The following is a 21,209-nucleotide window of genomic DNA, read 5'->3' as shown; positions in this document are numbered from 1 at the left end:
CCGGCAGGTGGGGCTCTAGCTGTAGACCGAGATTTGTTTGCTCGAGCCGTTACCAAAACCCTTCAGGACCATCCCAATGTAACCATTATTAGAGAAGAGGTTACTGAAATTCCCCGGGATAGGGTGGTGATCGTAGCCTCCGGCCCGCTTACATCGGAAAAACTGAGTAAGTCAATCCAAAGATTGACGGGAGAAAGATATTTTTATTTTTATGATGCTGCTGCTCCAATAGTTACTTACGAATCCATCAATCATCAGAAAGTTTTTAGAGCTTCTCGTTACGGCAAGGGAGAAGCGGCTTATCTTAACTGTCCTTTTACCGAAGAAGAATATAACCGGTTTTATCAAGAGCTGATTAAGGCAGAACGTCATCCCAGGAAAGAATTTGAAAAAGAGATATTTTTTGAGGGATGTATGCCGGTTGAGGTATTGGCAGAAAGAGGGCCGCAAACATTGCTTTTTGGTCCCATGAAACCAGTTGGGCTTATAGATCCCCGGACTGGAAAACAACCGTACGCGGTGGTGCAATTGCGGCAAGACAATAGGGAAGGAACCCTTTACAATATAGTTGGATTTCAAACCAACCTGAAGTGGGGAGAACAGGCACGAGTCTTTCGTTTAATACCGGGTTTAGAAAATGCAGAATTTGTTCGTTACGGAGTGATGCATCGGAATACTTTCATCAATTCTCCCTCGCTTCTCCTCCCAACTCTGCAACTGAAAAAGAATTCTAACATATTTTTCGCCGGTCAAATTACCGGTGTAGAGGGTTATGTAGAATCTGCTAGCAACGGTATCGTAGCTGGCTTAAATGCGGCGCGTCTGTTGCAGGGAAAGGAACCGTTGGTGTTTCCTCGTGAAACGGTTATCGGAGCGTTATGCCATTATATTACTTCCTCTGAGCCTCAGCAGTTTCAACCTATGAATGCCAATTTTGGACTGGTGCCTCCTTTTGGGAAAAGGTTTCGAAACAAAAGGGAAAAGAATCAAAAGTTGGCTCAGAGAGCACTGAATAGTCTAGAAAGTTTTTTACAAAATATCGACAATTAGGTTGTCATAAATTTGTGAATGTGGTAACATAAACGGTGATTATATGAATTTATGGTGATGCTGGTGGATGGCAAGGAAACAGCGGACTTTTTGGAACGTTTCTTATTTTATCTCCAGGTGGAAAAGAATGCGTCCAAACATACCGTAGAGGCCTACCGCCGCGATATAATGCAATTTATAGAATTCGTTAAAGACGATTTAGCAGGGAATTCTTTTTTGGATTACCGACACTTACGACGTTATCTTTCCCATCTTCACCGGCAGGGTTTATCGAGAAGCAGTATGGCCAGAAAACTTTCTGCTCTGAGGAGCTTTTTCAGGTATTTATGTCGAGAGCAGATTATAGAGTATAATCCTGCGGCTCGAGTTACTACTCCCCGGCTAGAAAAAAGGTTGCCTTCTTTTCTCTATTACCCGGAACTACTGCGTTTATTGGAAGCTCCTGATTGTTCAACCCCTTTGGGTATAAGAGATAGAGCTCTTTTAGAAACTCTCTACGCTACAGGCATAAGAGTAAGTGAATTGGTTGGCCTGAACGAAGAAGATGTAGATATATTCTTGGGTTATGCTAGGGTTTGTGGGAAAGGTTCAAAAGAGAGAATTGTACCCATCGGCAGCGAGGCTGCTGAATGGTTGAAACGATATAAAGAAGTGGTTCGAGGGAAGTTGCTTCAGGATGAACAAACCAGAGCTCTTTTTCTTAATCGACAGGGGCGCCGGATTACTGTTCGCGGTGTGCGTTATATACTAGATAAATATGTGCGTAAAGTATCCTTGGGAGAGAAGGTCAGCCCGCATACTTTGCGGCATTGTTTTGCCACCCACCTTCTTGAACGGGGGGCTGACCTCCGTGTAGTGCAGGAACTGTTAGGACACGTCAAATTATCTACTACTCAGGTATACACCCATGTTACCAAAAACCGTTTAAGAGAAGTATATTTACAGGCTCATCCTAGAGCGCGTATGGAGGAATGATAAAATTGTTTCATGGAACTACAATAGTAGCAGTCAAAACCGAAAAAAGCCTGGCTATGGGCAGTGATGGACAGGTCACTTTTGGTGGTAATACTATCATAAAACACAAGGCAAGAAAGGTACGCCGCCTTTATCAGAACCGGGTGTTAGCAGGTTTTGCAGGTTCCGTTGCTGACGCTTTTGCCTTGTTTGAGAAATTTGAAGGAAAGCTGGAGGAACATCATGGCAATTTACATCGAGCTGCAGTAGAGTTGGCAAAAGATTGGAGAACCGATAAAATCCTCCGACGGCTGGAAGCTCTGCTAGTGGTTGCAGATAAGACTGCTATGCTGGTAATTTCGGGAGGCGGCGAAGTGATAGAGCCTGATGAGGATGTAGTAGCCATAGGGTCGGGCGGACCTTATGCTTTGGCCGCGGCCCGGGCTTTGCGAAAGCATACTGATTTAGGGGCAGCCGAAATTGCTCGGGAAGCTTTAAATATTGCTGCTTCTATCTGTGTTTATACCAATCATGAAATACATATAGAGGAATTGATTTAAGTTAGGGGGAGAGAGATGGAGGATTTGACGCCTAAAGAAATAGTACAGGAATTAGATAAATATATTGTAGGCCAGCAGAAAGCCAAAAAAAGCGTAGCTATTGCGCTGCGCAACCGTTACCGTCGCAAGAAACTTCCTCCGGACATGCAGGACGATATTCTGCCTAAGAACATACTTATGATCGGACCTACCGGTGTAGGTAAGACAGAAATAGCCCGCCGGCTGGCTAAGTTAGTTAACGCCCCTTTTATAAAGGTGGAAGCTACTAAGTTTACGGAAGTAGGTTACGTAGGCAGAGATGTAGAGTCCATGGTCAGAGAGTTAGTGGAAACTTCCATTCGAATGGTGCGCCAAGAAAAGATGGCGGCGGTGGAAAACCAGGCGAAAAAAATGGCCGAGGCCAGAATAATTGAGATTTTATGTCCCTATCCTAAAAAAGAAAAAACGGTTAGAAATCCGTTTGAGATGCTCTTTGGTTCTCCGCAGGCTGAGACAGAAGATTATACCATCCATAGCCAAGATTACGAAGAACAAGTTAAAAGGGTCAAAGAAAGAAGAAAAATTATGCAACAAAAATTGCAGAGGGGCGAGTTGGAAGATGTAATTATCGAGATTGAGGTAGAAGACAGTGCTCCACCGATGATCGAAGTTTTCACCGGCGCCGGTATGGAGGAAATGGGTATCAATTTACAGGATGTATTGGGAAATATTTTCCCCAAACGAAAAAAGAAACGCAAAGTTGTCGTTGCTGAAGCTCGAAAAATCTTAACTCAAGAAGAAGCTCAGAAATTGATTGACATGGATGAGGTGATATCTCAAGCTATTGAGCGGGCTGAACAATCGGGGATAATTTTTCTAGACGAAATTGATAAAATTGCCGGCAGGGAAAGCGGTTATGGCCCTGACGTTTCTCGTGGGGGAGTACAGCGGGATATTTTGCCTATTGTAGAAGGTTCGACGGTTATGACCAAGTACGGGCCGGTTAAAACTGACCATATTTTATTTATCGCTGCCGGTGCCTTTCATGTAACAAAACCTTCGGATCTTATCCCTGAGCTACAGGGACGTTTTCCCATAAGGGTTGAACTGGACAGTTTGAGCAAACAAGACTTTGAGCAGATCCTTACCGAACCGAGAAATTCACTAATCAAACAATACGTAGCCTTGTTGAAGACGGAAGGCGTAAACTTGGAATTTACCCGGGACGCTATTGCGGAAATAGCGGAAATTGCTTATACTGTTAATGCTCGGACAGAGGATATCGGTGCCAGAAGGCTTCATACCATTTTAGAAAAATTACTCGAGGACATATCCTTTGAAGCCGATGGTAGGGAGACTAAAAATATGGTAATTGATAAAGAATATGTTAAGAAAAAGTTAGCTGATATAATTAAGGATGACGATTTAACCCGCTATATTCTATAATCAGTAGGGGTAAGTTAAGGGATTAAAGGAGGAATGAAAATGCGAACTTTACTTGAAAAGACAAGAAAAATCAATAAACTTTTGCAGAAGAGCGCAGGCCATCCAGTTGACTTCGAAGAAATGGCTAACGTACTGTGTGATGTAATTGGGGCTAATTGTTATGTTGTAGGTCGATCCGGCAAAATTTTAGGTTACGCTTTCATGGAAGGTTTCTCTTGCGAAATAATGGAGGACATTGTTTATAAATCCGAAAAATTCCCGGAAGATTACAATGAAGAATTACTGCGCATTAACGAAACTCGTGCTAACTTTAATCAAATTGAGAACGCCTGTGTATTCCACAGAGCGGACCGTTGTCTTTTTAATAATAAATTGGTGACTGTAGTGCCCATTATAGGAGGCGGAGAACGCTTAGGAACCTTAGTGTTGGCGAAGTTTAATGTGAAGTTTACGGACGAAGATCTTATTCTGGCTGAATATGGAGCTACCGTTGTAGGTATGGAAATTCTGCGCTCAAAAGCAGAAAAGGTAGAAGAGGAAGCTCGAAAAAGAGCTACGGTTCATGTTGCGCTGGGAACGTTATCGTACTCTGAGTTAGAAGCAGTGGAACATATTTTTGAAGAATTAGATGGGAACGAAGGGGTCTTGGTGGCCAGCAAAATTGCCGATAAGGCCGGCATTACCCGTTCGGTAATAGTTAATGCTCTCCGAAAATTTGAAAGCGCTGGCGTTATTGAATCGAAATCCTTAGGGATGAAGGGCACTTATATTCGAGTATTGAATGAAAACTTGTTGGAAGAACTGGAAAAATTAAGAAAAAAGAAGTAAATTGAGCGCCATGGCTTAACAACCATGGCGTTACGTTCGTATAAAAAATTTGATAGCTGAACAGCTTGCTAAGGCTAACTCTTTATGCTATACTTACGGTTGGTGCCAGTACACACGTTCCCTGAGGTTTGCAGGTGGTGCCCGTTGGGTTCCTGCAGCTAATGAAGGAAACGGAGGCGAAACCAAAAAAGGAGGTATGTTTCGGTGGCAGTCATTACCATGAAGCAGTTACTGGAAGCGGGGGTACACTTTGGTCACCAGACCCGGCGGTGGAACCCCAAAATGGCTCCTTACATCTTTACCGAGAGGAACGGTATTTACATTATCGACCTGCAGAAGACGGTAAAGATGACAGAGGAAGCTTATAATTTTATCCGGGATCTTGCCAGCCAGGGACAAAAAATTCTGTTTGTAGGTACTAAGAAGCAGGCGCAGGAAACCATAAAAGAGGAAGCTGAAAGGTGTGGTCAGTTTTATGTAAACCAGCGATGGCTGGGAGGTATGTTGACTAACTTTCAAACAATTCGCCAACGGATTGAGCGTTTGAAAGAATTGGAAAGAATGGAGCAGGAAGGCTTAATGGAGGTTCTACCTAAAAAAGAAGTGGCTAGGTTGTTAAAAGAAAAAGAAAAACTGCAAAGGTTCCTGGGGGGTATTAAGGAGATGAATGAACTGCCTGGGGCCTTGTTTGTAGTTGACCCCCGTAAAGAAAGGATTGCGGTTGCTGAAGGTAGAAGGCTGGGAATACCCATTGTGGCCATTGTTGATACTAACTGCGACCCTGATGAGATTGACTATGTAATTCCCGGTAATGATGATGCAATTCGAGCTGTGCGATTGCTTACCAGTAAGATGGCTGACGCTGTACTGGAAGGAACACAAGGTCGCGACACCACGGAAGAAGATGGGGAGGAATAGGCAGGTGGGTGCAACCTGCGGATGCAATTAGTGTCCGTGGGGTGCCCTACCTTTTATTTTCCTTGTGTCTTGGCAAAGAGTAAATTGCAAGGGAGGTTAGAGAAATGATCACCGCGTCAATGGTAAAAGAACTGCGGGAAAGAACTGGGGCCGGAATGATGGACTGTAAGAAAGCTTTAGAAGCGACTGGCGGAGACATGCAGAAAGCTATTGAATATCTTCGTGAAAAAGGGTTGGCTGCTGCTGCCAAAAAGGCTGGACGGGTGGCCAGCGAAGGGTTGGTGGAAAGCTATATTCACGGAGGAGGGCGTATAGGCGTCTTAGTGGAGGTCAATTGCGAGACAGACTTTGTGGCTAAGACAGAAGAATTTAAACAGCTTTGTCGGGATATTGCTATGCAGATTGCTGCAGCTAAACCGGAATATGTTTCCAGGGATCAGGTGCCTCCGGAAGTAGTTGAAAAAGAAAAGGAAATTCTTAGGGCTCAAGCCTTAAACGAGGGCAAGCCGGAAAAAATAGTCGAAAAGATTGTTGAAGGCCGATTGGAGAAATTCTTCAAAGAAGTTTGTCTCATGGAACAGCCTTTTATAAAGGATATGGATAAGACGGTTCAGGAATTAGTTGTAGAAAAAATAGCCAAAATTGGGGAGAATATATCTGTGCGACGCTTTGCCCGCTTTGAATTAGGTGAAGGATTAGAAAAAAGGGAATGCGATTTGGCTGCAGAAGTTCAGGCGATGGTTAAACAAAAGGGTTAAGAGAGCACGAGAGTGCTTTTTTTTGAGTAATGTTTTCTACAAAAATTACATATTTCAAAAAAAGGATTTTTTTGGCCCATGTAGAAAGTTATTGACGTGATGGGGGTTAATCTATGAAGCAGCCCAAGTATCGACGCATCGTTTTAAAGCTGAGCGGCGAAGCACTCGCAGGTAGTAAGGGGTTTGGCATCGACCAGGACATACTCAATTCGATTGCCGAGCAAGTTAAAGAAGTTAAAGAAGCAGGAGTAGATGTGGCTGTAGTTGTAGGTGGGGGAAACATCTGGCGGGGTGTAGCCGGAAGTGCGAAGGGCATGGATCGGGCAACCGCCGACTACATGGGAATGTTGGCGACGGTCATGAATGCTCTGGCTCTGCAGGATGCTTTGGAAAAGTACGGTGTAGATACTAGGGTACAAACCGCTATTGAAATGAGGCAGATTGCCGAGCCCTATATTCGCCGCCGAGCAATTCGTCACTTGGAAAAGGGAAGAGTAGTAATTTTTGCTGCAGGAACCGGTAATCCCTATTTTTCGACGGACACTGCGGCTGCCTTACGAGCAGCGGAAATTGAAGCCGAAGTAATCCTGATGGCTAAAAAAGTAGACGGGGTTTACGATTCCGATCCGGTAACCAATCCAAATGCTAAGAAGTTTAGGGATCTGGGCTACATCGAAGTGCTAAATAAAGGTTTGGGAGTTATGGATTCTACCGCCGCATCTCTGTGTATGGATAATCAAATTCCGCTTATTGTTTTTAGCCTTAACCAAAAAGGTAATATTTATAGGGTGGTTATGGGTGAGGAAATAGGAACCTATGTAGGGAGGTAACCATAACTATGATCCCTGATATTTTAGCCGATGCGGAAACGCGGATGGAAAAGGCTGTGGATGCACTGAAAAAGGATTTAGCTTCCTTGAGGGCCGGGAGAGCCAATCCAGCTTTACTGGACGGGATCCAGGTGGAGTATTATGGCGTTTCTACTCCTATAAATCAGGTGGCCAACATTTCGGCTCCCGAACCTCGGCTTTTGGTGGTGCAGCCCTGGGACAAATCAATAATCGCGGAGATCGAACGAGCCATTCTCAAGTCAGATTTGGGAGTTACGCCTAACAATGACGGAAACGTTATTCGCATTGCTTTGCCCCAGTTAACCGAAGAAAGAAGAAAAGAACTGGTTAAAGTGGTTAAAAAGAAAGCAGAAGAGTCTCGAGTGGCGGTTCGGAACATTCGTCGAGATGCAAATGACCAGGTTAAATCTTTGGAAAAGAAAGGCGAGATTTCCGAAGATGAGGCCCGGCGGGGACAGGAGCAGGTACAGAAATTAACGGATAAATACATTGAAATGATTGACCATATTTTACAAAATAAGGAAAAAGAAATTATGGAGATATAAAGATATGGGCAGGGGCTTGCCAAACCATGAAGCCTCCTGATGTAGTGGGTTTGATTTGGGAAGACGCCCTACAGGAATTAAATAAGTACCATCCTCTAAGAATTGAGACGGTTTTCACGGAGCCACCTCATGGGGGCAGACCTTCTGGAAACAGAAGGGTAATACAACAAAGAGGCGGAAAAGACGGAACTATTGTTTTAGTAGTTGCCTATGAAAATTATAACCGTGGACAAGCGAAAGGAGGTGGAGAAAGTGGCAATTAAGATTACTGAGGAGTGCCTGGCTTGCGGAAGCTGTGTCGATGAGTGCCCGGTAGGTGCTATCTCGGAAGGTGACGACATCTACGTTATCAATCAGGATGAGTGCTCTGAGTGCGGCACCTGCATGGAAGCCTGTCCCAACGGAGCAATTATTGAAGAGTAGTAGTCTAATGAGCCCCCTCGTCAGAGGGGGCTTGCTTATAGTTGTCTTAGGGGGGCAGACTAATGGTACGACAGTTTTGGGAGAGATTCCGGCACAGAAGCGGTGAAGGTCTAGAGAAGGAACTACTGGCGCAGTTGGATCGCACGAGATTGCCAAAGCATATCGCTATAATTATGGATGGTAATGGAAGGTGGGCGCAGAGGAGAGGTTTGCCTAGAAGCGCCGGGCATCGGGCCGGAGTAGAATCGCTGCGGGAAATTTTGAAGATTTGCTTGGATCTAAATATTCATGTACTCACCGTATATGCATTTTCCACGGAAAACTGGAAACGGCCTGCGAAAGAAGTTAATATTCTGATGGACCTCCTAACGGAATACATTCAGAAAGAATTAGATGAATTGGACCGTAACGGGGTACAGATAAGGGTTATAGGATGCTTAGAAGAATTGCCCCCTAAACCCCAGCAGGAAATTTATAGGGCCTTGGCGCGTACCCGGAAGAATGACAGATTAATTTTGAATGTTGCCTTGAATTATGGTGGAAGAAGGGAAATAGTAGAAGGGACTAGAAAGCTTATGCAGAAAGCTTATAACAGAGAACTCAAGCCTGAGAACTTGAATGAAGAAGTATTCGCGCAGCATTTATACACTGCCGGTTTACCGGATCCTGATCTTTTGATCCGTCCCGCGGGAGAATTAAGAATTAGTAATTTTTTGCTCTGGCAGATGGCCTACACTGAGTTCTGGATTACTGATGTTCTATGGCCTGATTTCCGCCGGGTACATTTTTTACAGGCATTAGTTGATTACCAGCAGAGGGAAAGACGATTTGGTGGTTTGAAGAGCTGAAATGACGGTGATATCATGTTGAAGAAAAGGATACTGACGGCATTAGTAGGAATCCCGTTAGTAATGTGGGTAGTTTTTACAGGTGGTTTGCCTTTCTTGATTGTATTGGGATTAATTTCTATCCTGGCTATGAGGGAGTTTTTCCAACTTGCTAGGTTAACGGGAGTTATGCCTGTTGATGGTTTAGGGTTTTTCGGTGGATTATTATTCCTGTTAGGAGCATACCTTGATATCAGAAACTATTCTCTGCTAGCGCTGTCCATACTGCTGGTTGCGGGAATATTTATTTTGACCTTGAAATTTCCTAACCTGCGGGTCACGGATCTCGCGGTTACACTAGTAGGAACGATTTATACGGCTGGACTCTTAAGTTTTGTAATATTATTGAAACAGGAAGATCCTGGGGGTTTTCAATATATTTTTTGGCTGTTGGCTCTCACCTGGGCCAATGATACTGGAGCCTATGTTACAGGAAAAATTATGGGGAAACATAAACTTTGTCCTTCGTTAAGTCCCGGTAAGACATGGGAAGGTGCGGTAGGGGGAATAGCAGGAGCTCTTCTGGCAGCAATAATTATCTATCATTGGATGCCTGTTGTTTCCCCGGGGAGAGTAATAGTACTTGCTCTCCTGGTAGGGATTTCAGGACAAGTAGGAGATCTTTTTGAATCGGCTTTAAAAAGAGCGGCCGGAGTAAAGGATTCGGGGAATTTACTTCCCGGACACGGAGGCATGTTGGACCGCATCGACAGTTTGCTGCTGAACGGAGCAATTGTATATTATTACTTGCGGTGGCCTATAATATGAAGGTGGGTTAATTATATGCGTGATGTTCCACCTGGTCAAATTAAATTTCTTATGCAAATACTAATCGTCTTAGGAATTTTTTTATGTTCGTATCTTGCCTACTATTACCTTTATCCGGCATTGGTCAGTACTATTGGTTATATTCTTCCATTATTGACTCCTTTTATTCTAGGAATAGTCTTGGCTGCCTTAATCGAACCACTGGTACAATTTTGTGAGCGGAAAGCTAAAATCTCGCGTGGGTTTTCGGTAGTAGCTATCCTTCTGCTGCTCCTTGGTTCTACCATAACGCTACTTATGGTTATTATTTCTCGGCTAGTAGTGGAGCTAATTAAACTGTCTAAAAATTTACCGAATTATTCTCAGACGATCATCTCTCAAATTAACGATTTCTTCTACCAGGTACAGGATTTTTATTTAGTTATGGAAGTTCCAGAACAGGTGGTGAAAACTATAGAAGGTTCGGTAGAAGGATTTCTTTTAACCTTGAGGGCCACGACTACGGTTATGGCAAATTACCTGATCGACCTTTTGGCTTCGGTTCCCAGTTGGTTGTTGATTTTGCTTGTAGCTATTATCGCTACTTTCTTTCTGAGCCGCGATAAAGATATCATTAAAAAAACTTTTTTACAAATCATCCCCGCGCCTTGGAAGCAAAATATAGAAATGGTTGGTAGTGAAGTAGGCGCGGCTTTGATTGGATTTCTACGGGCTCAAATTATTCTTAGTTCGATTACTACTTTTTTATCGGTAGTAGGGCTTTACTTATTAGGACTGGATTATTCTTTAACCTTAGGGATTTTGGTAGGAATAATGGATATCATACCCATATTGGGCCCGGGAACGATTTTCCTTCCCTGGATAACATTAGAGTTTATCCTGGGAAATGTTCGGGTAGCAATTGCCTTGACCGTTTTATACGGATTAGTAACTCTTGTCCGCCAGGTTCTGCAGGCTAAAGTTGTGGCGGATCAAGTAGGGTTACATCCTTTAGCTACTTTAGTTTCTATATACATAGGCTTGAAAGCTCTCGGGCTGCTGGGGGTAATTATCGGCCCTATTATTCTGGTAATTTTTAAAGCGCTCAAGAAAGCTGGGCTATTTGCCCGCTGGCTGTAGTCACCAGGATTTTTGGGGAGGAAACTTATGATCAAAAAAGTGGCTATTTTGGGCTCAACAGGTTCCATAGGGCAGCAAACTCTCGAGGTAATCGATCTTTTTTCGGAAAAGTTTCAAGTTTTAGCTTTGGCAGGCGGTCGCAATATTGAACTGTTAGAAGAGCAGACTAGAAAATACCGGCCCGGGATAGTTGCCGTGATGGACCCAGAAAGGGCCAGGGAATTGCGTTTAAGGCTGGGAGATTTGCCGGTAAAGGTACTGGAAGGCTTGGAAGGTTTATGTGAAATAGCCCGCCTGTCTCAAGTAGAAATCGTAGTTATGGCTGTTAGTGGGGTGGTCGGGCTTTTGCCTACTCTAGAGGCTGTTAACGCGGGAAAAACGGTGGCTTTAGCGAATAAAGAAACCCTAGTAGCTGGCGGTTCACTGGTAATGCGGGCGGCTCGCGAGAAGGGAGCAATCATTCTTCCGGTAGACAGCGAACATTCGGCTATCTTCCAGTGTCTCCTGCGGGACAGGGAGGGAATTTCTTCCTTGCTTTTAACTGCATCAGGAGGTCCTTTCCGGGGATACACGAAAGAACAGCTCCGTAGGGTGACGCCGCGGGAGGCCCTTCGACACCCCAACTGGGAAATGGGCAGAAAAATTACGATTGATTCCGCTACTCTAATGAATAAAGGCTTAGAGGTTATTGAAGCCCGCTGGTTGTTTGATGTAGATTATGATAAGATTCAGGTAGTGGTACACCCTCAGAGTATTATTCATTCCATGGTTTCCTATATTGATGGATCGGTGATAGCATACATGAGTGTACCGGATATGCGCATACCTATCCAGTATGCTTTATCATGGCCTGAACGGTGGAATAATAATTGGCCTAAATTGGATTTTTTTGCCTTACGGGAGATTACTTTTGAAGAACCCAACGTTAAAAATTTTCCGTGCCTTGATCTGGCCTATCAGGCCGGCCGTATCGGAGGGACTATGCCGGCAGTTTTAAATGCAGCTAATGAAGTAGCGGTGAAATTATTCCTCCAGAACAAGATTGGATTTTTAGAGATTCCCCGATTGATTGAGGAAACTATGGGCCATCATCAAGTTATCTCTAATCCTGATTTAGGGGATATTTTAGAATCCGACCAGGAAGCTAGGCAGAGGGTGAAAGCTCTGGCAAAATAAAAGGATGGTGAGATAATGACCTTACTGATAGCGCTACTAATTTTTAGTGCTCTCATATTCATCCATGAGCTGGGACACTTCTTGGTAGCCAAAAGAGTTGGCATCGCGGTTCACGAGTTCAGTATCGGGATGGGTCCGGTTATTTTCGCTACTCAAAAAGACGGTACGCAGTATTCTTTGCGGGCGTTCCCTATAGGCGGATTTGTGAGGATGGCCGGCATGGATCCGGAAGAGGCGGATCATCCTGAAGGGTTTAACCGCAAAAGCGTAGGGCAACGAATGGCTGTAATTTTTGCCGGGCCGTTTATGAACTTTTTATTATCTCTTTTGTTGTTCGTTTTTGTTTTCATGGTTATTGGTACCCCGTCTCATTCTAACGTTGTAGGAGGGGTTATCCCCGGAAGACCGGCAGACAAGGCGGGAATTCAGAAGGGCGACCGGATAATTGCCATCAATGGTCAGAAGGTTAACGACTGGGATGATTTGGTTAATATTATTTATCAAAACCCAGGACAAAGTTTGCGCATCACTGTTTTACGTAACGGAAACCGTATAGAAAAAACGGTAACGCCGGAACTTGACCCGGAAGCGAACGTGGGACTGATAGGCATAAAACAGGCATGGGAAAAACAAGGTTTTATCAGTTCCATTATTTTAGGTTTGAAACAAGCTTACGCAGTGACGGTAGTCATTTTGACCACTCTAATATTAATGATTACGGGCCAGGTTCCGCCGGAAATAGCGGGACCGGTCGGAGTAGTGCAGATGATCGGGCAGGCAGCCCGTTCGGGAACAGCTATAGTCTTAAATTTTGCGGGAATTTTAAGCCTTCACTTAGGTCTATTAAATCTTTTCCCCATCCCCGCTTTGGACGGAAGCAGGCTTGTCTTTTTGGCTATTGAAGGTTTACGAGGGAAGCCCTTAAACCGTGAAAAAGAGAATTTTATTCACCTTATCGGCTTCGCTTTATTAATGATACTGATGATTATTATTACCTACAGGGACATCTTGCGCATTTTGGGATAACAGGGGGTTCTGCCAGGTGCAGATAGAGAGGCGTAAAACCAGGCCTATCTCTATCGGGAAGGTTACGATAGGGGGCAATGCTCCTATTGTCGTACAATCCATGACTAATACCGATACAAGGGATGTTGAAACTACTGTAAAGCAGATTAAACAACTGGAGACAGCGGGATGTGAGTTGGTCAGGGTAGCAGTTCCCGATACGGAAGCCGCAGCGGCTATACCGGAGATCAAGAAAAGAATTAATATCCCCTTAATTGGTGATATTCATTTTGATTACCGTTTGGCTATTCAAGCCATAAAAAACGGTGTAGATGGTTTGCGGATAAATCCGGGGAATATCGGAGGGAAGAAAAGAGTCCAAGCGGTGGTCAAGGCAGCCCGGGATTATGGGGTTCCCATCAGGATAGGAGTTAATGCCGGTTCTTTAGAACGGGATATTTTGGAAAAGCACGGTGCGATAACCCCGGAAGCAATGGTAGAGAGTGCTCTGAAACATATTCATTTATTAGAAGAAGAAGGATTTTATGACATCAAAATCTCCTTGAAGGCTTCTCATGTTCCGCTAATGGTTGAAGCTTATCGTTTACTGGCTAGGCAGGTAGACTATCCTTTTCATGTGGGGGTTACGGAGGCCGGAACCTTCTTGCGGGGTACAGTTAAATCAGCGGTGGGAATTGGTATTTTATTGGCGGAAGGTATCGGTGACACAATAAGAGTTTCATTAACCGGTGATCCGGTTCAGGAGGTAAGAGTAGCTTACGAAATTTTAAAATCATTAGATTTGCGTAGAAGAGGGGTTGAACTCATTTCCTGTCCGACCTGTGGTCGGTGTGAAATAGACTTAGTGTCGATTACCGAAAAAGTGGAGGAAAAGCTCGAGATGGTAGACAAACCTTTACAGGTAGCCGTCATGGGTTGTGTGGTTAACGGACCAGGAGAAGCTCGTCATGCGGATATTGGTATTGCCGGTGGAAGAGGTGTTGGTCTATTATTTAAGAAGGGGAAAATTGTCAAGAAAGTTCCTGAAGCCCAATTAGTTGATGCTTTACTGAAAGAAATTGATAATATGCTTGTGGAGGAGGGAACAAAGTGAGGGTTTCCCAGTTGTTAGCGCCTACTCTGCGGGAAGATCCGGCGGAGGCAGAAGTGGTCAGTCACCGTCTGATGCTGCGGGCAGGTTTTATTCGTAAGGCAGCGGCAGGGGTATATACGTATTTGCCGTTAGGTTATCGAGTATTACAGAAAATAATGAACATAATTAGGGAAGAAATGAACAAGGCAGGAGGGCAAGAGTTACTTTTACCGATCATTCAACCGGCAGAGCTATGGCAGCAAACAGGTCGTTGGGACGTGTACGGGGAGGAGATGTTTCGTCTCAACGACCGTCATGGTCGGGCTTTTTGTCTCGGTCCCACTCATGAAGAAATTATAACTGATCTGGTTAAAAACGAAATTAATTCCTACAAGCAACTTCCCTTATTGCTGTATCAAATACAGAATAAATATCGGGACGAGAAACGTCCACGCTTTGGTTTGATGCGGGGCCGGGAATTTATAATGAAGGATCTTTATTCCTTTGATAAAGATGAAGAAGGCATGAAAATCAGCTACCAAAAAATGTATGATGCCTACTCCAATGTCTTTCGCCGGTGTGGGCTTGAATTTAGAGCCGTAGAGGCAGATCCGGGGGCTATCGGTGGAGGTACCAGTCATGAGTTTATGGTCCTGGCGGATTCAGGAGAGGCGGTAGTTGTTTACTGCGAGAAATGCGATTACGCCGCCAACCGGGAAAAAGCATGTGCTAAGCCAGATATATATGAGAAAGAAGAAATGCAACCATTGGAATTGGTACACACTCCAGAGGTACGGACTATAGAAGAAGTAGCGGGATTTCTTCAGCTATCCCCCAAGCGTCTCATTAAAACTCTCTTTTACGAAGCTGATGACCGGCTAATATGCGCGCTGATTAGGGGTGACCGGGAAATAAATGAGATTAAGCTAAAAAATACGGTGGGATGTTTGCATTTGAAACTGGCTGCGGACGAAAGAGTAGCTGCTGTTGTCGGTGCAGAGACTGGTTTTGTCGGACCGGTGGGTTTGGAGGGAATTGATATCTACGCTGATCCAGAGGTAGCGGAAATGAGTAATGCGGTGGCAGGAGCAAATAAAAACGGATATCATTATCTAAACGTAAATCCGGGCCGGGATTTCAAAGTGGATATGGTAGTCGACTTGCGTTTGGTACAAGAAGGCGATTCCTGTCCCGGTTGTGGAACTCCTTTGCATGCAACAAAAGGTATTGAAGTCGGACAAGTCTTCCAATTAGGTACCAAATACAGTGAAGCTATCGGAGCAAAATACCATGATGAGCATGGCGAAGAACGCCTAATGGTTATGGGATGCTATGGCATTGGTGTGAGCCGGACCATGGCGGCGGCGATAGAGCAGAATCACGATAAGGATGGAATAATTTGGCCGGTGGCTATTGCTCCCTTTCATGTGGTAGTTATTCCGGTCAGCACCAAAGAGGAAGAACAGGTGCAAGTAGCAGAGCAGCTCTATCAGGAATTGCTAGATGCGGGTATAGAGGTAGTTATCGACGATCGGGCCGACCGGGCTGGAGTCAAGTTTAAAGACGCGGATTTGATTGGTTATCCTTTACGTTTAACGGTAGGTAAGCGTACTATAGAAGAGGGGACCGTAGATATTAAAGTAAGACGTACTGGGGAGGAAATGGCTGTCCCAGTTGCCCGAGTAACGGAAACTGTTAGGCAACTGTTACAGGAGCTTTCTACATCCTGAGTGAGGAATTTTTAACTTGGCAGGGGAATATGATTAGGTATGTTGCCTCCGAGAACGGGGAGGGAGAGCTGTGAGCGTATCAGCTGTTATCCCGGCTTATAACGAAGAGAAAACGGTAGGAGAGATAGTTCGTGTTTTACATGAAGTGCCTCAAGTAAAAGAAATTATAGTGGTCAGCGATGGATCCACCGACCGAACGGTGGAAGTTGCCCGTAATGCGGGAGCAAAAGTTATTGCCCTTACTCAAAACACAGGAAAGGGTGCCGCTATGATGGCGGGGGTACGGGAAGCAAAATACGGTGTCATTCTTTTCTTAGATGCTGATTTAATCGGACTGACGGCAGCGCATGTGGTGGACTTGATAAATCCTGTTCTTTTGGATGAAGCCGATATGACGGTAGGGATTTTTGAGCGAGGCAGAATAGCTACCGATTTGGCTCAGGATCTGGCTCCCTTTCTTTCCGGACAAAGGGCGATAAAAAAGTGTATTTTACATGACATAGACCTGGAACCGGCTCGATTTGGCGTAGAGGTAGCCATAACACGATACGCCTCTGAGCGGGGCTGGCGAGTTAAAGAAGTGCTTTTGGAGGATATGTCACATATTATGAAGGAAGAAAAGTTGGGACTGCTCAGAGGTTTTTGGGCTCGTCTAAAAATGTACTGGGAAATTGCCAAATACATTCGATATTAAGAAAGGATGGAAATAAGTGTCTCAGGAATTTGAGGTAATTTTTCGCCTCATTTTAGCCGGCATTTTGGGCGGCTTTATCGGTCTAGAGAGAGAAAGCCTGAGAAAATCAGCCGGTTTTCGAACCCATATTTTGGTCTGTGTAGGCGCTGCCCTGGTGATGCTGGTTTCCATTCATGTGGCTTCTGGAAATCCGAATGCAGACCCGGCCCGAATAGCCGCCCAGGTGGTAAGTGGAATAGGTTTTTTAGGTGCCGGTACCATTATGCGGGAAGGAGCTACAGTTCGCGGGTTGACTACAGCAGCCAGTCTCTGGGTAGTCGCATGTATTGGTTTGGCGGTAGGGGCGGGTATGTATTTTGCTTCAACTATTGGCACAGGTTTGGTATTTTTGGCTCTTCTCTATTTAGGTAAACTGGAGAGGAGATTGACCGAGCGGCGACATTATCATGTCCTATATTTAACAGTAGATGATGAACCGGGCCAAATGGGACGCATAGGTTGGGCGTTAGGAGAACTCGGAGTTAACATCCACAATATTGATATGAGGAGTTTGAGTGATAACAAGGCCCGTCTTGAACTGTATCTCACTATTCCGGTAGAGCTTCGAACAGAAAAGGTTATCACCACTTTAATGCAATTGGAAGGGGTTCACCAAATTGAGTTAGAAGAATAAGATTGGTTAGAAGGTAAACAAGGAGGAACGGAAGTGCAGGAATTCCTTCGACATCTTCCCGGTGAACTGAAAGAATTTGCGCCCTACATCCGTTTTAAAAAAGTAGAAGTATTCCGGACACGGGGAGTTTGGCGAATTTACCTGGAACTAACCCGGTTTGTTCCTGAACGATATCTAAGACGCTTCTGCCAGGAAGTGCGAAGGGTTGCATCGGATTTGCATGAGGTGGAACTGGAGGTTCGATACTGTTTAGAAGATCTGACCTTGGAAGAATTCTGCCAGACTTACTGGGATGAGCTGGTAGAAGATCTTAATACGCGATTGCCGGGCAGCAAGGGTTGGTTGAGTGTTGTTTCATGGACGACTAAAGGCGATACTCTGACCCTGAAACTCCCCAATGAAGTGGGAGTTCAATTTTTGTTAAATAAAAGATATCCTTTTGTCCTCAGCGAATATTTCGGATATATTCTGAACCGGAAAATATCAGTAAATTTGGAGGTTTCACCCGATCTGGCTGTTTCTACCTATAAGTTCAAGGAAAAGGTGGAGTATGAATCTGTCCATAGGTTGGCAGAGGCATCGGTTCGGGAGAAACAAGAGAATCTTGAGGAAAGGGAGGTTCTGTTCGGGAAGAAAATAAAGGGTGAGGCGATTCCCTTAGCCTCAATAGATGACGAAGAGAAAAATATTGTAGTGCAGGGATACATTTTAGAGATAAATGTTAGAGAACTCAGGAGCGGTAGAAAACTGATCACTTTGGACATCAGTGATAACACGGATTCTATAACGGTGAAAATATTTGATAGTGAAGAAGGCAAATTGATAAAGAGTGGGAAGCTGGTAAGCGGCCAATGGATAAAGGTCCGAGGATCAGTACAGTTTGACCGTTTTATGCAAGAACTCATAGTTATGGCTGATGACGTCAATTTAATAGAGAATATTAGACGTGAAGATCGCTCGGAGGTTAAACGGGTAGAACTTCATCTTCATACCAAAATGAGCGCTATGGACGGGCTTACGGGAATAAGAGAGGTCGTTCAGCGGGCGGCGTTGTGGGGACACCCAGCGATAGCTATCACGGATCATGGGGTAGTACAGGCTTTTCCCGAAGCTTATGCTGCCGGGAAGGAGTACGGTGTAAAAATAATTTACGGTTTAGAAGGTTACTTGTTTGATGATGAGGAAACCAATGGCAATACCGGGAAGAGCAACTACCATGTGATCATTTTGGTCAGGAACCAGACCGGTCTGACAAATTTGTACCGCCTTGTAACTCTTTCTCATTTGCAGTATTTTCACCGGCGCCCTCGCATTCCTAAGACCCTGTTGGGTCGCTACCGGGAAGGTTTGATTATTGGTACCGCGTGCGAAGCAGGAGAACTTATTCAGCGGTATCTTGCGGGGGCCAGGGGGGAAGAGCTCGAGGAAATTGCCCGTTTTTACGATTACTTGGAGATCCAGCCGCTGGCCAACAATGAGTTTTTAGTACGAAGCGGAACTGTATCTTCCAAAGAAGAACTGAAAAAGTTGAACCTGACCATAGTAGAATTAGGAGAAAAACTAAACAAACCGGTAGTGGCAACTGGAGATGTCCACTTTTTGGATCCAGAAGATGCTGTTTACCGCCAAATATTAATGGCGGGAAGTGGTTATGAAGATGAAACTCAAGCTCCTCTTTACTACCGGACAACAGAGGACATGTTAGAGGAATTTAGCTACCTGGGGCAAGATAGAGCCTGGCGGGTGGTAGTGGAAACCCCTAACCTAATAGCCAGTATGGTAGAAGAAGTCAAGCCTATTCCTGACGAATTTTACCCTCCGCGGATCGACGGAGCTGAAGAACAAATCAGGGAGATGGCCTGGAGGAAAGCCCGGGAAATTTATGGCGATCCCCTGCCTGAAATTGTTGAGAAACGAGTGAAAAAAGAGCTTGATGCGATAATAAATAATGGTTTTGCCGTCCTATATCTTATAGCTCATAAACTGGTCACTAAGTCGAACCAAGACGGTTATCTAGTCGGCTCCAGGGGATCAGTTGGTTCTTCCCTAGTAGCAACGCTGACGGGAATTACAGAAGTCAATCCTCTACCCCCTCATTATATATGCCCGGGATGCCATTACAGTGAATTTATAACCGACGGCTCGGTCAACTGTGGGGTAGACTTGCCGCGAAAGAATTGTCCGAGGTGCGGTCGACCCTTACGGAAAGACGGACATGATATTCCTTTTGAAGTTTTTATGGGCTTCAAAGGGGACAAAGTACCGGACATTGACTTGAATTTTTCCGGGGAATATCAAGCTAGGGCCCACAAGTATGTAGAAGAGTTGTTTGGACGGGATCGGGTGTACCGTGCCGGTACTATAGCTACTATTGCGGAAAGAACAGCCTTTGGGTTTGTTAAAAACTACCTGGAGGAGAAGGGAATAAAGGCACGCAATGCGGAAATAAATCGGCTGGTACGGGGATGTACCGGGGTCAAACGGACTACCGGTCAACATCCCGGTGGCCTCATGGTAGTTCCCAAAGACAAAGATATTCACGAATTTACCCCGCTGCAACGTCCGGCCGATGATCCACGGTCGGAGACTGTTACCACCCACTTCGATTACCATGCTATCAGCAGTCGGTTGGTCAAGCTGGACATTCTCGGTCATGATGATCCCACCGTAATCAAAATGTTGGAAGATATGACTGGGGTTTCTGCTACCGATATTCCATTAGATGATCCAGAGACAATTAAACTGTTTTCCGGAGTGGAAGTGCTGGGTGTAACTCCGGAAGATATCCGTTCTCCGGTAGGTACTTATGGCATACCTGAATACGGCACCCGTTTTGTACGGCAAATGCTGGAGGAAACGAAGCCGAAAACATTTTCTGAGCTGGTACGTATAAGCGGGTTTTCCCATGGAACGGATGTGTGGCTAAATAACGCTCAAGAACTGATTAGAAGTGGTACCGCCCGGTTGTCGGAAGCCATCTCGACACGAGATGATATAATGACCTATCTTATCTATAAAGGCGTGGCTCCCGACCTGGCTTTTAAGATAATGGAGGATGTCCGCAAGGGGCGGGGGCTGAAACCGGAATACGAGGAAGCAATGAAGCAGCACGAGGTGCCGGCCTGGTTTATCAATTCCTGTAAGAAGATTAAATATCTGTTTCCCAAAGCGCATGCTGTTGCATACGTTACCATGGCCTTTCGTATTGCCTATTTTAAAGTCTGGTATCCTGAGGCATTTTACGCTAGCTTTTTTACGGTGCGAGCTGATGAATTTGATGCTGATTTGATTGTTCGCGGACCGGAGGCAATCCGGCAAAAGATTGAGGAGATAGAAGCTAGGTGGGACCAGGCAACAGCAAAAGACAAAAACTTGCTAGTAATACTTGAAGTGGCTTTAGAAATGTATCAGCGGGGGATAAAGCTTCTTAAAGTCGATTTGGAGCGGTCGGAGGCCTTGAAATTCAAGGTAGTGGGAAAAGGAGTGATTTTACCTCCTTTTGCCGCTCTACAGGGGATAGGGAAGACGGCAGCAGAGAATATTGTCCGAGCCCGGGAACAGAAACCTTTTAGCTCTATAAACGATTTGAGGATCAGAGCTAGAATCAGCAAGACGGTTCTTGAGATTTTATCCGAACACGGTTGTTTGGAAGGATTACCCGAAACCAGACAGTTGGTAATGTTTCAGGGATAGTTTCCCTTGTCAAAGCGGGGTAGTTATGATATACTGAGGCTAGGTTAATGGAGCGTTTA

20 protein-coding genes are annotated in these 21,209 nt (G+C 44.8%); all 20 read left to right on the top strand.

The window, feature by feature from the left end:
- Window positions 1-1,050: FADH(2)-oxidizing methylenetetrahydrofolate--tRNA-(uracil(54)-C(5))-methyltransferase TrmFO (gene trmFO / locus KKC1_RS15355; RefSeq protein WP_088555295.1), on the top strand; the 1,050-nt coding region annotated here is incomplete at its 5' end.
- A 51-nt stretch (window positions 1,051-1,101) separates the two neighbouring features.
- Window positions 1,102-2,025, top strand: coding sequence for a tyrosine recombinase XerC (gene xerC / locus KKC1_RS15350; RefSeq protein ID WP_238134334.1), 924 nt, complete (start codon window positions 1,102-1,104; stop codon window positions 2,023-2,025).
- Between the two features lie 5 nt (window positions 2,026-2,030).
- Window positions 2,031-2,564, top strand: coding sequence for an ATP-dependent protease subunit HslV (gene hslV, locus KKC1_RS15345; protein ID WP_088555333.1), 534 nt, complete (start codon window positions 2,031-2,033; stop codon window positions 2,562-2,564).
- Between the two features lie 15 nt (window positions 2,565-2,579).
- The gene (hslU, locus tag KKC1_RS15340) at window positions 2,580-3,989 is read left to right on the top strand and encodes an ATP-dependent protease ATPase subunit HslU (RefSeq protein ID WP_088555294.1); all 1,410 of its coding nucleotides are present in this window, start codon (window positions 2,580-2,582) and stop codon (window positions 3,987-3,989) included.
- Between the two features lie 39 nt (window positions 3,990-4,028).
- Window positions 4,029-4,817, top strand: coding sequence for a GTP-sensing pleiotropic transcriptional regulator CodY (codY, locus tag KKC1_RS15335; RefSeq protein ID WP_192868288.1), 789 nt, complete (start codon window positions 4,029-4,031; stop codon window positions 4,815-4,817).
- Between the two features lie 204 nt (window positions 4,818-5,021).
- Window positions 5,022-5,735, top strand: a complete 714-nt coding sequence (rpsB, locus tag KKC1_RS15330; protein ID WP_088555292.1) for a 30S ribosomal protein S2 — start codon at window positions 5,022-5,024, stop codon at window positions 5,733-5,735.
- Between the two features lie 104 nt (window positions 5,736-5,839).
- Window positions 5,840-6,493, top strand: coding sequence for a translation elongation factor Ts (gene tsf, locus KKC1_RS15325; RefSeq protein WP_088555291.1), 654 nt, complete (start codon window positions 5,840-5,842; stop codon window positions 6,491-6,493).
- A gap of 113 nt (window positions 6,494-6,606) precedes the next feature.
- Complete coding sequence (gene pyrH / locus KKC1_RS15320; protein WP_088555290.1) at window positions 6,607-7,323, top strand: UMP kinase; 717 nt, start codon at window positions 6,607-6,609, stop codon at window positions 7,321-7,323.
- A gap of 8 nt (window positions 7,324-7,331) precedes the next feature.
- Window positions 7,332-7,889 (top strand): ribosome recycling factor, encoded by a 558-nt coding sequence (gene frr, locus KKC1_RS15315; protein WP_088555289.1) that lies wholly within the window; start codon window positions 7,332-7,334, stop codon window positions 7,887-7,889.
- A 252-nt stretch (window positions 7,890-8,141) separates the two neighbouring features.
- Window positions 8,142-8,312, top strand: coding sequence for a DUF362 domain-containing protein (locus KKC1_RS15305; RefSeq protein WP_088555287.1), 171 nt, complete (start codon window positions 8,142-8,144; stop codon window positions 8,310-8,312).
- Window positions 8,313-8,374: 62 nt separating this feature from the next.
- A complete protein-coding gene (gene uppS, locus KKC1_RS15300; RefSeq protein WP_088555286.1) occupies window positions 8,375-9,160 on the top strand; it encodes an undecaprenyl pyrophosphate synthase in 786 nt (261 codons plus the stop codon).
- Between the two features lie 18 nt (window positions 9,161-9,178).
- The gene (locus KKC1_RS15295; protein WP_192868287.1) at window positions 9,179-9,967 is read left to right on the top strand and encodes a phosphatidate cytidylyltransferase; all 789 of its coding nucleotides are present in this window, start codon (window positions 9,179-9,181) and stop codon (window positions 9,965-9,967) included.
- Window positions 9,968-9,982: 15 nt separating this feature from the next.
- Entirely contained in the window at window positions 9,983-11,086 is a 1,104-nt protein-coding gene (gene ytvI / locus KKC1_RS15290) for a sporulation integral membrane protein YtvI (protein ID WP_088555284.1), read from the top strand.
- 27 nt (window positions 11,087-11,113) lie between these two features.
- Window positions 11,114-12,262 carry a 1-deoxy-D-xylulose-5-phosphate reductoisomerase gene (locus tag KKC1_RS15285; protein ID WP_088555283.1) on the top strand — a complete coding sequence of 383 codons (1,149 nt, stop codon included), beginning with the start codon at window positions 11,114-11,116 and terminating at the stop codon, window positions 12,260-12,262.
- A 15-nt stretch (window positions 12,263-12,277) separates the two neighbouring features.
- Entirely contained in the window at window positions 12,278-13,288 is a 1,011-nt protein-coding gene (rseP, locus tag KKC1_RS15280) for an RIP metalloprotease RseP (RefSeq protein WP_088555282.1), read from the top strand.
- Between the two features lie 22 nt (window positions 13,289-13,310).
- A complete protein-coding gene (gene ispG, locus KKC1_RS15275; RefSeq protein ID WP_088555332.1) occupies window positions 13,311-14,381 on the top strand; it encodes a flavodoxin-dependent (E)-4-hydroxy-3-methylbut-2-enyl-diphosphate synthase in 1,071 nt (356 codons plus the stop codon).
- The gene (locus KKC1_RS15270; protein ID WP_088555281.1) at window positions 14,378-16,090 is read left to right on the top strand and encodes a proline--tRNA ligase; all 1,713 of its coding nucleotides are present in this window, start codon (window positions 14,378-14,380) and stop codon (window positions 16,088-16,090) included. Before ispG ends, KKC1_RS15270 begins: the two co-directional genes overlap by 4 nt.
- A gap of 70 nt (window positions 16,091-16,160) precedes the next feature.
- Window positions 16,161-16,784 carry a glycosyltransferase family 2 protein gene (locus KKC1_RS15265; RefSeq protein ID WP_088555280.1) on the top strand — a complete coding sequence of 208 codons (624 nt, stop codon included), beginning with the start codon at window positions 16,161-16,163 and terminating at the stop codon, window positions 16,782-16,784.
- Between the two features lie 16 nt (window positions 16,785-16,800).
- Complete coding sequence (locus KKC1_RS15260; protein ID WP_088555279.1) at window positions 16,801-17,457, top strand: MgtC/SapB family protein; 657 nt, start codon at window positions 16,801-16,803, stop codon at window positions 17,455-17,457.
- A gap of 33 nt (window positions 17,458-17,490) precedes the next feature.
- Complete coding sequence (locus KKC1_RS15255) at window positions 17,491-21,150, top strand: PolC-type DNA polymerase III (protein WP_192868286.1); 3,660 nt, start codon at window positions 17,491-17,493, stop codon at window positions 21,148-21,150.
- Window positions 21,151-21,209: the final 59 nt, after the last annotated feature.

The organism is Calderihabitans maritimus (assembly GCF_002207765.1).
GTDB lineage: Bacteria > Bacillota > KKC1 > Calderihabitantales > Calderihabitantaceae > Calderihabitans > Calderihabitans maritimus.
This window is presented reverse-complemented; position numbering and strand designations above follow the sequence as displayed.